At 46.4% G+C, this 12232-nt stretch carries 13 protein-coding genes; 6 read left to right on the top strand and 7 right to left on the bottom strand.

What is annotated here, in order from left to right; all coding sequences use genetic code 11:
• Positions 1 to 19 precede the first annotated feature (19 nt).
• Positions 20 to 184 (bottom strand): hypothetical protein, encoded by a 165-nt coding sequence (locus NDI48_29530; protein ID MEP0835307.1) that lies wholly within the window; start codon positions 182 to 184, stop codon positions 20 to 22.
• Between the two features lie 362 nt (positions 185 to 546).
• Between NDI48_29530 and NDI48_29525 the strand changes: the two genes are divergently transcribed.
• The 4 genes from NDI48_29525 (at position 547) to NDI48_29510 (ending at position 3335) form a co-directional block, all read left to right on the top strand.
• A complete protein-coding gene (locus NDI48_29525) occupies positions 547 to 1110 on the top strand; it encodes a hypothetical protein (protein ID MEP0835306.1) in 564 nt (187 codons plus the stop codon).
• Positions 1107 to 1403, top strand: coding sequence for a helix-turn-helix domain-containing protein (locus tag NDI48_29520; protein MEP0835305.1), 297 nt, complete (start codon positions 1107 to 1109; stop codon positions 1401 to 1403). Before NDI48_29525 ends, NDI48_29520 begins: the two co-directional genes overlap by 4 nt.
• A 367-nt stretch (positions 1404 to 1770) precedes the next feature.
• Complete coding sequence (locus tag NDI48_29515) at positions 1771 to 2247, top strand: hypothetical protein (protein MEP0835304.1); 477 nt, start codon at positions 1771 to 1773, stop codon at positions 2245 to 2247.
• A 113-nt stretch (positions 2248 to 2360) separates the two neighbouring features.
• Entirely contained in the window at positions 2361 to 3335 is a 975-nt protein-coding gene (locus NDI48_29510; GenBank protein MEP0835303.1) for a tyrosine-type recombinase/integrase, read from the top strand.
• Between the two features lie 34 nt (positions 3336 to 3369).
• Here the strand turns inward: NDI48_29510 and NDI48_29505 are convergent, their stop codons facing one another.
• From NDI48_29505 to NDI48_29495, 3 genes are read right to left on the bottom strand one after another with little or no spacing between them, the layout of a single operon-like run.
• Positions 3370 to 3705 (bottom strand): XisI protein, encoded by a 336-nt coding sequence (locus NDI48_29505; GenBank protein ID MEP0835302.1) that lies wholly within the window; start codon positions 3703 to 3705, stop codon positions 3370 to 3372.
• The gene (locus NDI48_29500) at positions 3690 to 4109 is read right to left on the bottom strand and encodes a XisH family protein (protein MEP0835301.1); all 420 of its coding nucleotides are present in this window, start codon (positions 4107 to 4109) and stop codon (positions 3690 to 3692) included. The genes NDI48_29505 and NDI48_29500 overlap by 16 nt, the downstream gene beginning before the upstream one ends.
• Positions 4110 to 4124: 15 nt before the next feature.
• Positions 4125 to 4889: a hypothetical protein gene (locus NDI48_29495; GenBank protein MEP0835300.1), complete on the bottom strand. Its 765-nt coding sequence runs from the start codon at positions 4887 to 4889 to the stop codon at positions 4125 to 4127.
• A gap of 248 nt (positions 4890 to 5137) precedes the next feature.
• Here NDI48_29495 and NDI48_29490 point away from each other — a divergent pair, with 248 nt between their 5' ends.
• The gene (locus NDI48_29490) at positions 5138 to 5860 is read left to right on the top strand and encodes a ParA family protein (GenBank protein ID MEP0835299.1); all 723 of its coding nucleotides are present in this window, start codon (positions 5138 to 5140) and stop codon (positions 5858 to 5860) included.
• Positions 5847 to 6305, top strand: coding sequence for a hypothetical protein (locus NDI48_29485; protein MEP0835298.1), 459 nt, complete (start codon positions 5847 to 5849; stop codon positions 6303 to 6305). Before NDI48_29490 ends, NDI48_29485 begins: the two co-directional genes overlap by 14 nt.
• Before the next feature lie 109 nt (positions 6306 to 6414).
• Here NDI48_29485 and NDI48_29480 read toward each other — a convergent pair whose 3' ends face one another.
• From NDI48_29480 to NDI48_29470, 3 genes are all read right to left on the bottom strand, one after another.
• Complete coding sequence (locus NDI48_29480) at positions 6415 to 8505, bottom strand: hypothetical protein (protein ID MEP0835297.1); 2091 nt, start codon at positions 8503 to 8505, stop codon at positions 6415 to 6417.
• A gap of 236 nt (positions 8506 to 8741) precedes the next feature.
• Positions 8742 to 10835 (bottom strand): hypothetical protein, encoded by a 2094-nt coding sequence (locus tag NDI48_29475; GenBank protein MEP0835296.1) that lies wholly within the window; start codon positions 10833 to 10835, stop codon positions 8742 to 8744.
• 789 nt (positions 10836 to 11624) lie between these two features.
• Entirely contained in the window at positions 11625 to 11966 is a 342-nt protein-coding gene (locus NDI48_29470) for a hypothetical protein (protein MEP0835295.1), read from the bottom strand.
• Positions 11967 to 12232 lie beyond the last annotated feature (266 nt).

Genomic DNA, 12232 nt, shown 5'->3' with positions numbered 1-12232 from the left:
TATAAGAAAGTCAGTTCCTTTAATGCTTTCCCAGCAATGCCTTCTCCTCCACTGAAAGTGCATCGGGATGCAGAGGGATGACTCCGCTTTCCAATACAAAGTAGATGGATTGGCATCTAGGGAGATTATGCCGTTCTAGCAACGGTACTGATGGCAGGTTAAGTGGGATGGTAACTGTGTTCACTGCTCTGCTTGGCTTTCTGATTTTGATTCGGGTAAAGAGCGGATAAGCTCTCGAAGTATCTCTGTTTTGCTTCTTTTGACCTGGTTGCAGTAAGACTCCAGATGCTGAAACTCTTCTTCGGTCAGACGAAAGGTCATTTTCTTTTCGAGCGAAACGGAGTGCCTTGAATTCATTTTACTTATAGGACTGGCATTATGCCATACAATAAGGGCAGTTTTTATATGGCAAGTATATGGCTTCTTGCTGTAACAAATACGGAGCTTAAAGGCTCCTCGCTCAAAAAAGCTAAAAGGCAGACCCAGTGCTTTGACCGGCGGGGGTCTGCCAATGGCTCTTCCTATCAAAGAAAAACCATACCTATCATGACAAATTCCACCGATTCAGGCACTCCAAAGTGCCGTACCACAGCCTATCAAGACGGATACCAGCAAGCCCTATCCGACTTTGGCATCACCGAACTACTCGAAACGCTGAGTAATTTTAAAGATGCTGACTTCGATGCCCACTCACTCCACCTAGAGCCAGAAGAACTCGACTCCTTAGCGGCAATACTCATTGGTCAGCTAACGGCTAGCCTCAACGGAAAGCTCGTTAGTGGTTATTTGAACGCTCACCGTTACGGCAACGCCGATGTTTTCTCTCGTCCCATTACCCTAGAGTTTCCCCAGTCAGCTTCCTTACCATCTGACTTTCCCAATAGCACCCCAAAACCCCGCTTTGAGTTCGGAGTAATGGTGGTAATTGTTAGCCCTAGTGGTTCTGAATGGGGGATAGTGATTGGGCGCTTCTACAGCTACGCCCCTCACCGCTGCTGTTGGATGTGGCGTTACATCCTGTGGCTCGACTCAGCGAGTTCAAGTGCTGCTTGGGTCGTTGCCGCCACCGCTTGGGAAGAGGACTTGCGAGCTAAAGGGGAAAAACGATGAGAAATCCCCACCCCATTGGCGATCGCGAACTGCGGCTTATCGAGCTTTTTTGCAACTGCCGACTGGAAATGACCCCTAGGCAATTTTACGAGAAATGGGGAGTGACCTACGAGCAAATAGCCCAGCTATGCCGATGTGACATCACGACGGTTAATCGCTGGTTTCAACGAGGACGCCACTACCAACCCCCCAGGCATTACCACAAGTGGTATCTAGCGCTGGCGGATGTCTTTTTGGAGTGCTATGAAGACATCCCCCAGACACTTTTAAATCGCCTCTGTCTCGGTCGGTAGGAAAAATCCTTCGGATGTCAATAGGAAAACTCCATATTTTCGCTAGGCACTCCCCATTAAGGTAAAAACAAGTCCATCAGCATGGCTGTGACGGTTTCCGTCACCTTTTAAGTCAAAGCCCGAATTAAGTTCAACGATGCCTATGGAACAGTGAGTGTGAAAAACGTATCAACTTCCACTTGATTACAAGCACATTGATAGGCGAACTGCTTACAGCAGCGCTTGCGCTATCGCTCTTGTCACGAGTTTATCAAAGCGTTAGCGCTCTTCGGCTCCGCTGGAGCTTCGCCTTCCCTCAACACCAAAAGCGCTTAAATCCCCTCGAACCTGCGCTCACCCCGATTTACTCATCACACCCAAAATACCGATGAAGCATAGCGATTGGCTTCGCCTTTGTTCTGAAGGCGAACAGATTTGTACCGTTTTTCGCCAACAAGGTTATCAGTGCAAGAAACAAACCCGCCGTCTATCCTGGCAGCTTTGCAAAGAGGATCAGGACGATTACAGTCTGACTTGGCTACCTGCCCCAGTGGGCGATTGGAGCTTGATACCGAATAACAACAGCCCAGTACGGGAGCAGATGTGGGCGATTGTCCAAAAGGCTCTTGCACCCAAACTAGGGCAAGCCACGACCGATCAACAGGTGCAACAACCCGAAGATTATTCTCGTCCTTGGGCAATCGTCCGGCTGTTACCCGACCTGCGGCGTTACACGGTAGCCCGTTTTTTTAATCGCCAAGATGCAGAAGACCATCGTCGGTTTTTACATCGGTATATGCCAGCATCTGAGTTTCAGGTGGTTTTTGATGTGCCCAACTCCAGAGAATCTGATGAGCCAACCTGACACACAAGGCAACAGGCATACCGTTAACCCAGTTAGAAATATATCCCGGCGGTCAGGGGGTTTCCGGTTTAGCAGTACTATTTAGAACAGCCCTTCTAAATACTGGCAATGCCTTGGTTACTCGCCACCGGGATAAAAGTCCGGAAAATCTAAAGCTTTCAGAACCCGTACCTCTCAACCGTCACCCAGCAGCGGTCTACCTCTCGAATTTGGCGCAAGGGTCTAGACCAACCATGAAACAGACCTTGGATGCGATCGCCTCTCTGTTGACCTCCGGCGAATGCGACCATTTGAGCCTGGACTGGTCTAAGCTTCGCTATCACCATACCTCCAGTGTGCGGTCAGTTTTAATGCAACGGTATGCGCCCGCAACAGCGAATAAAATGTTGTCCGCTCTTAAGCGGGTTCTCAAGGAAGCTTACCGTCTGGATTTGCTCGGTGCCGACGATTACACAAAAGCTGTGGATTTACCTCGAATCAGTGAGTCCAGAAAACTCAAGGGGAGAGCGCTTAAACCTGGTGAAATATCAGCCCTGATGCAAACTTGCATGAATTCTGATGCACCCATTGACGTGAGGGATGCGGCGCTGATTGCTATCTTGCGGGGAACCGGAATCCGACGAGCAGAACTGTGTCACCTGAATCTTGAGGATTTTGAGCCGAATAGCGGGGCTTTGCAAGTTCGCCAAGGGAAGGGTCAAAAAGACCGGATAGTTTACTTACCTCAGGAGGCGATCACCTTCGTAGAGCGGTGGATTGCCGTTCGGGGTCATCAACCCGGTCCACTCTTACTGCCCATCCGCAGCAGTGGGACGTTGCAGTGGAGGCAGATTACACCGGATGCCGTACTCAAAATTGTGCAGCGTCGGGGTCAGATGGCAGGGATAGAGTCCTTCTCCCCCCACGATTTTCGCCGTACCTTCTGTTCAGACCTCCTCGATGCCGGAGTGGATATCGCCACCGTGCAAAAACTCGCTGGTCATGCCTCGCCAGTTACCACCGCTAAGTACGACCGACGGGGGGAGGAGACAAAACGCGCCGCCGTGCAAAAGCTGTCTTTCAGCCACCCTTCTCCCCACAAATCTTGATGATTTACGCATAGCGATTTTAGCTCGAGGGACTTTACACAGTCTCATACACTCTCTGTGTATCGCTGTTGTCAGGGGAGGAGCTAGTCACGATATGCTCTGCTTTTATACCCGCCGCAATCAGCGCTTGGCTTAGACCTTCCTCGAAATTATCCTCTTCAATCACGACTTGATTATCGACTAAACGAGCATGAAACAGAATCGTGTCGATCCAGCGCTGCTTATCCCAGCCTGTAGCCAGAACTAGAAAGTGACCAGAATCAACATCGCAGACGGGGTAAAGCTGGATCGCCTGTAAACGGGGTTGGGCGCGAGTTGCCTCTTGCAGGGTTTTTTTGAGGATGTCTGCATAGCTTAGTGAGTTATCCATTGGAGAATCGTCTCTTGACTGGGTTCGTAAACTAATAAGTTGATTTTATTGCGCTGGACGGCTAACTGAAAAATCGGTTTTTGAAAGTGCTTAATGTAGATCGCTTGGCTCACGGCTAAAAACAACTGACGCTCCGGTTCTTGTTCTTCCAATGCCCATTGGTAAAGCTGAAGCTGTCCCATCGTTTTTTCGAGTTCGCTGATGACTGAGGGCGAATCGAAGTCTTTGATTTCAACGGCGATTTTATGCCCTTCTTTTTCCGCTGTGAAAAACTTTTCGGCTCCTAAGTCGGCTTTCAACAGTGTCTGCTCTAATACTAAAACTAAAGGATCGTCCGTAATTGTCCACCCGTCTTTTTCGAGGGTGCGACACAGGGAGAAATGTAAATTATCGCGTCTAGACATTCGACCTTCAAGAATTTAGGTGTAGATGGAGTAGTAGCTGAAGTCAGCTAGCGCTGCGCTCGGAACAATTGCTAGTCCAAGTTCTTTCGGCTCCAGTTTATGCAGTCCGCCCCCGTACACTCTCCCCTCACTCATTAGTGTCTCATCCGAAATTTGATTGAGAGCCTGCCACACCTGTTTGAGCCGTTCTGGCTTGTGAGAGAGTGCCTTCTCTAATGCAGGTTTAGGATATAACATCAAGTAAACATTAGTTGCCGTTGCTCTTGAGTGGTTCAGGATAAATCGGAAGGGTTTGCCTCTACTCGTGTTCTGACGACCCATATAGGTACACAGGAAGGGGGAGGGAGGACGGTTTTCCTGCGAGTACCAGGGGGAGCGATGTCTGCACAGGTAGCGATTATTAATCCCTGTCTCTACTCCTAGCTGAAGATAATTCCAAAGGTTGGGATACTTGGCTTTCACTTCATCTTCTGGCAAATAGCACGTCAATAGGAATAACTGACGTTCTCTTAAGGGATTGCCAACGCGATCGGATTCAATCTCATCAACAGTTAAATACCTCGGACTAGGCAGAACTTCCGGATGCTGACGCAGCAGAGCCGGGGTGATGTCGGTCAGATTGGCTGTCCAGGTTAATGCTGACTCGACTTGTTGAGTTGTAGCAAGGCGAGTCTCGCGGTAGGCGGTGGGAGCAAACTGCATGAACCAGTTGTTGTAAAAGTCTACCGACTGGGCAATATCTGGCTTCCACAAGTGGGGTTTGTCGGCATTGACTGGCACGGCATCTCCTGTTGCTGATTTATTGCCGAGCTGCTATTCCATAGACATCTGGCAAGTACTTCGGCGATTGATTTTATCAGAGCGTAACCTCGAAGGCGTGAGCAAATCAGCTCGTTGAGCAATTTTCATGAATCATGATTCTGTAATCCTTAAATATGAATCCTTATTCAAGACTAATTAATCATGATTCTTTATTCTCAGATTCCTGAATGTCGGCTATGCTAAACCTGTGAAGGGTGAATTCTAAAATGCTTACAATCGCGATCGCGTCCCAGAAAGGGGGCGTTGGGAAAACTTGTACCTGTGTCAATTTATGTTCAGGGTTACAACAGCAAAAAATCAAAGTAGTGCTGGTAGACATGGATGCTCAAGGCTCCGCTACCTATGCCTTGGGATTAGTACCTGGAAAACAACCGGGGTTTGACCGCTGGTTGGAAGGAGAAGAGGTTTTACGCACCGATACCGCTGTGCCCTTAATTCCTGGTGGAACGGATACTGCTTATGTAAAGTGGGATTCCCCAGAGATTTTACGCAAAGCCATTAGCAAACTAGATTGCGACCTGGTGCTGCTGGATTGTCCTCCCTCCCTCGTCCCTGCTACAGTTGCCGCACTTGTAGTAGCGGATCGAGTTCTCGTGCCAGTGTTGGCAGACCCCCTGGTACTAGTGGGGTTGGCTCAAGTACTCGACACCCTTAAAGATGTCAATCCAGACGTACCCGTTGATGTTTTGCGTAGCCGACACAAACCAGCATTGAACATGACAGTGGAAGCTGACTCGGTGCTGGTCAGTGACAACCGATTCAATCTCCTACGAATCTGCATTCCGGAAAACGTTGCGATCGCGGAATCTGCTGGACACGGGCAATCAATATTTGAATATGCTCCCAAAAGTAAAGGAGCAAGTGCATTTAAAGCATTAGCTGGTGAAGTGATGAAGGAATGGGGGTTGAAGAAACATGGCAGAAAGTAAAAATCGCATGGGGCAGCGCAATCCACTGCAACTGTTCAACGACTCCCAAAAAGAGTCCATTGCTCCCGAACCATGCGACGAAGCTCCTCAAGAAGATTCAGGAATCTGGAAAACTGATTCAGTAATCAAGATTCATGAATCAGAAAAAAATAATCAGGAATCGGGAATCAGGAATCAGGAATCAGGAAAAGCTGAGCAAGAATCAGAAGATACCAAGGCAACTCCCCTGTATCCCTTATCAGCGAGGATACCAGAGCCATTGAACGATACCTTGGATGATGCCGTGAAACAGACCCGCCGTTCTATGGGGCGTAAGATTCGTAAGGAAGTCCTGGTATCGCTAGCGATAGAAACAATGTTGCAACGTGTCGAGGCCGCTGGGGGGTGGAGAGCGATCGCATCCGAGGAAGAACTACGGGAGTTGCTGGGGTTGCAGAACGAGTGACCCAGCTCCCGCAGCAACCGATACTAAATGTGGAATAGGCTGCCAATCGGATAGCAAAAGTGGCAGCAGTAGCCTGCTCGATCTCTCAACATAAAACTGCACCCACCAGTTACCGTGAAAGCATCTGTACCAAGCGCTGCCGTTCAACTGGTGTCAATTTCTGTAACTGACGAGCCAGTGTAACTGGGTCAGGAGTTGAAGGAGTTTGCAGCTTGTCGGATTGAAGGGTCTCAAACAACAGTTCCTCTATGGCCTCCTCTATGGGTCGTCGTTTTTCCTCCGGCGTACATCGCTCATACATTTTTTTCAGAGTTTCGAGCTTGTGACCCATCGCATAGGCCAGTGATTCTTTTTGTTGATCAGTCAGACCCACCTGGAAAGCCCAGGTCGCCCAGACAGAACGCATCGTATGGGGTGAGATATATTTACCAGTTAATCGATGCGCCGCAGATGTAACTAATCCCCAAAATTCTGATTTGTTAAGCGGCATTCCAGCAATTGGCTGTATGAACAAATATCCCCATGACCAAAATTCCGACTCGGTTTTGTTTTGAAGGCAGCAGACATCGTTAGGGTTGAACTCCGCACGGCCTAGAGTTATCCATCGTCCGCGACAGCCGTTAAGTTCGGGCTGCCACCAGTCATAGATTTGCTGCTTGTTACGCCCCCCCGGTATCCACCAACCGTATAAATAGCGTTCAATGTGATCATAAACGCAGGTACCATCAGCGAATGGACGGTTAGGAACCACAATTGACTGAGGGCTATGTATTTTCAGAGTTTTGTAATCTTGAATATCTAAAACCCAAAGTCCATTTTTGTAAAACTTGCCCTTGTGAATATAAGTTTTGTAAAGATAGTTGTCTTTAACACTATTGTCATAGCGCTTTTCGCGTTTTTCATCTGGAGGTAAGGGGTGATATAGACCGTCGAGAGGGACTTCTTTAGGTCGTTCGATTGGGCAAGACAAAGAAATCTTTAAACTTCTAGACTCCGCCTGACGCCTAGCTGGCATATCTGCTAAAAAGCTCCAGGCTAGATACCGTTGAAAAGAAATGGCGATCGCGCTACCACCTCGTAGCCTTCTATGATTATTTTTAAATCGGCATTCCAAACGTAACGGTTCCAAAACTTGCTCGCGGACTGTCGTCAGAACAGTTTTCCCCTCAATTGCATTGGGCCATTTCTCTTCCTGATTGGTGACGTACCGTTTGTGACGCTCCCACTCACCAACTTCCTCACTGGCCTCGCGACTATACTTACCGATCACTTTCAGAACAGGAATATCGGCGTAGTCACCTACCTCCTCAACTTCTGTGTGATAGAGAAATTTTCCCAGAGCTGAAAGGGCAGTCAAGCGGGAAACTTTAGTTCTAGGACTTTGAGAACCAACAGTTTGTCTGAGAAACTTCAGGTAATCACAAAACCAAGTTTCAAACTCTCGCTGCTTTTCTTTCCAAAGCTTTTGTTGTTTTTTATTGCTAAGTTTTGCTAACTCCTGCTTTGTGAGCTTTGGAATCAGTAGACTCAAGCTCAATTGTTCCGAGGGTATCCTCTTATATCGATAGAACCAGCCCAGCAGAAGGCGTATTGCACTTAAGTAATTATCAGCACCGGAATGGGTGAGTGAGTTAGTCACTCGACCTGGCCACTCCGGTTTTGTGAGAAATTGGTAGAACTGTTCCAGTTCGGCTTGTAGATTAGAACTTGTTTCTCGCGGCTGTAGTGTGTAAGGAAAAGACTTGCCTCTACGACGGCTAAGCTGTTGCTTCTCAAAGACTTCTGTGTTTGAAATTCGCGGACAACATTGGTCTTGTATGTTGGCAGAGTGCAACTGTTTCCCTAACCACCAAGGTTGCTGTTCACACCAATTCAATAGCTGATTAAGTCGCGTTCCGTAAACTTTTTGACTTTTTTGCGACCGATTGAGAAGCTTAAACCCCTGCCGCTGAGCCATACGGGCATCTAGGAGTTTCTCTAATTTTTGAGTTTTCATAAACTCCTTAGCCGCCAGCGTTTCAGCGCTTGACATCTTGCCACTACCAATCATCTCTTGATAGCCCAAGCCTAGCAGCAGAGGTCGCACAATGGCTGAGCGGGTTTCATTGAGAATATTTTTAGCTCTTTTGCTATCATGTATTGCTTCAATGTGCTTCTCGTACAGGTAATATACATCGAGCAAGTTTTTGGGTTTATCCATAACCATGTTTTGAAGAGTGTGATTTTGCAAATGCTTAGTGTGGTATTTAGGCGGTCAATGAATAGACGAGTACTAAACGGTCTCAAGGACACTCGCTCAAAGCCGCGATTAGGTACTCAAGGACATTCGTTCACTGTGACTGAATTAGAGAATTAATAAGGGAATTTTGTAGTCAGGCATCCTAATGAATAGTCCCTCAAACAGCACTGTAAGAATTTTGCTATCCTTAGCTGAAGTCATTGAGTCAGTAACAGCACCAGCGGCTGAAAGTCAGCTTCGGGCAATTGAAGCAACTCACTAGCCAGTTTTTCCAGATCAGTTGTTGAAGAAGGCTTCGGCTTCTCTAGCTCAAGCGTATTGAACAATAGTTCATCAATTGCTTCTTCAATGGGTCGCCGTTTCTCATCTGGCGTACATTGCTCATACATTTCCAAGAGGGTTTTGACATCGTGACCCATTGCGTAGGCTAAGGATTCTCTTTGTTGGTCAGTCAGACCCACCTGATAGGCCCAAGTCGCCCATATATAACGCAAAGTGTGTGGTGTAAGCCGCTTGCCAGTTAACCGATGAGCGGCAACAGTAACTAAGTCTTTAAAGTTTGATGAACTGTAGGGCAGCCCAACTATAGGTTTGACAAAGAAATATCCCCATGACCAAAAGTCGGATTGAGTTCGATTGCTGATGTAGCAAGCATCACCACAGTTGAAGGAAGCACGACCCGCCGTAACCCATTGTCCTCGTTGACCTTTCAAATGCGTTGACCACCAGTCATAGAGAAGCTGATGAGTACCAACTCCTGGCATCCACCAACCGTATAAATAGCGTTCAATATGGTCATACAAACAGCTACCATCTGCAAATCGACGGTTGGGAATTACAATTGGCTGCGAACCATAGGTTTTGAAGGTTTTGTAATCTTGAATATCTAGAACCCAGGCTCCATCCGGGTAATTGGAGTTTTTGTAGGTATACGTCTTGTAGAGGTAGTTGTCTTCAAGGCTGCCGTCATAACGCTTCGACCGCACCTCAGCAGGTGGTAAGGGATGATATAGACCATCAGATGGAACATCCGCTGGGCGTTCGATGGGACAACAAAGAGCGATTCTCGTGCTTCTGTACTCCTCCTGTCGTCTAGCAGGCATATCAGCTAGAAAACTCCAAACTAAGTAGCGCTGAAGACTCATAGCAATGGTAAGATTCTCGCGTATATGCCAGTTGTCGTACTTAAACCGACATTCCAGGCGCAGTGGCTCCAAAATCTGATGCCGCACTGTGGTCAGCACGGTTTTCCCCTCAATGACCTCCGGCCATTTTTTTTCTGGATTGACTACATAGCGTTTTTGACGCTCCCACTCTTTGATTTCCTTACGGACAGCGCAACTGTATTTGTTGACAACTTTAATAACGGGAATATTGGCGTAGTCATTAATATTGACAACTTCTTCGTAATATTGGAATTTGGCTAGGGCAGAGAGGGTATTCATTTTAAATTTTTTAGTTCTTGGGCTAAAAGCCTTCATGCTCTCTCTCAAGAACTTGAAATAATTACAAATCCAGGTCTCAACTGCCAATTTATTCTGTGACCAGAGTTCTTTCTGTTGCACCTCACTCAAGTCTTCTAGCTCTTCATCTGTAATCTTTGGAATGAGTAAATTCAGACTCAGTAGCTCAAGCGGAATGTTTTGCTCGTGATAAAACCAGCCCAGCAGAAGGTGTACCTCTTCTAAGTAGATAGTAGCCGATGAATCTGTAATAGGCTTGCTCAGGCGACTTGGCCACTCCGGCTCAGTGAGAAACCTATAGAACTTTTTAAGTTCCGCTTGTAGGGATTCTGAAATTTCTTTTGGTTGCAATTTGTAAGTAGAATACTGCGACCTACGCTCAGTAAGGCGATTACTGCTAACCTTACCGTTCCCCTTTCGTATCCTTGGACAGTATTGATTCCGCCTTCTGGAACCACTAGGCACATCTCCTGGCCACCAAAACTGCTCTTGGCTCCAAGCTAGTAGTTGCTCAAATCTACCCCGATAAGTGTTTTGTGAAGCTGTTGACGCTTTAAGCTTCTCAAAACCTTTTTGTAGCGCCTTATGGGCATTTAGGAGTTGATTCATTTTTTGAGTTTGCATAAACTCCTTCGCAGCTTCTACCTCAGCCCTCGTCATCTTCCTGCCACTAGGCTTTTTTTCATAGCCCAAACCAGAAAGCAGAAAGCGCATGATAGCTGATTGAGTTTCACTGAGAATGTTCTTGGCTGTCTTACTATCTTTTGTTGCTTTTATGAATTCGTTGTACAGCTTGTACACATCCAGTAAATTTTTTGGCTCATGCATAATAAATCTCTACTATTCCTTAATTTCGAGAAAGCCAAGGGGAGACCAACGGAGAAAGCGCTTCCCTATCAAACTCTATTGAATAGAGTACAAGTATACTAATTATTATGTAAAGAGTAATTCTACCTAATAAACGGCGGCTATCACTACCCTTTTGCAATCAAACTAAAAAGCCATAAAAGCCTTACTGGAAGCTAATTTATGCTTGTATTTTTCTATTTAGATTAATAAATAATTTGGATTGATTTAATAAATATCAGTGGCTCTTGGGAGAGTAAACACTGAAACCTAAGCTCTATCTAGGATAGCGACCATAGCGGCTCGACCAAAAGTAAAATTTGTGGACACCTTTGGTGAAAGTTATAAAAATCTCTTTCAATAAGTGAAAAGCTTTGCGAAATTGAGTGGAGTATGGGCTAAAGCAAAATAAAAATGAGTTAGGTTAGGCGAATTTTCGTCTGACTGAATATGACCATTTCGCCTTTCTCTATAACCCAGTAGAAGTGGTAGTTACTCACAAGAAAGAAGATGGCACAAGAGTAGAAATTGAGGTAGCTCCGAAAGCGATTCACCTAACCTATGGATATTCTCGTGACCATAGAAGTGACCTCAAACAATTCGTGATGAATCTGATTTTTGGTGGAGCGGAATGTGGGCTATAACTTTCTAAACAGGTATGTTATTTGTATGCAATTCTTCACCCTCTCCACATTCTCGATTCGGGTACTGCTAGGGCTTGCACGTCGTCATTTTCTAGTCAAAAAAGTGGTTGGAAAGCTTTAAACTCAATCAACTTACTTGCACAACTTCGTTGTCACCAGCTCTCCAGCGGCGTGCGATCGCAATCAACAACTCAGGAATCTCGTCTTCAGAAATGTCCTTAAACTCACCCTTGCTTACACCCAGCTTTATTGGTTCCCCGGCTAGGAGCGAACAGAAATACTTGCGTGACCCCGGAGCAATCGTCTGCATCGCTTGAAGAAGGCTATCGAGCATGTCATCGGTTACGCCTTTCTTACCGTGCCTAAACTGCGACACGAGACTCTCGCTAGCCTGGGCTTCCTGAGCTAAGGCTCTACCACTAATTTTGTACCGCTTCAGAGTCTCGTTAAAGGCTTCGTGGATCAGCATTTAAAACCAAGGTAATACTTCACTTTAAGTGAATTTGGCTGTACCATAAGTAAAGTGTTTTCCCAACCCGGAGACACCGAATTTGAAATTAAGCAACCGCGTTTAGCGATACGAAGCTCCGTTATTGGTAAGAAAAAGTATGGTGCTACTACTTAACTTTAGCAAATTCAGGGAAATAGCCAATACCTATACACAATTTAGGCATGAAACGGCAAGAGGAGAAGGTTAAAAATGTTCACTACACCTCAGCCCCAAGCTCCTCAGAC

Origin of the sequence: Microcoleus sp. AS-A8, from assembly GCA_039962225.1 — a bacterium.
Classification (GTDB): domain Bacteria; phylum Cyanobacteriota; class Cyanobacteriia; order Cyanobacteriales; family Coleofasciculaceae; genus Allocoleopsis.
The sequence above is the reverse complement of the archived record's forward strand: the minus strand, read 5'-3'. Positions and strand labels throughout refer to the sequence as shown.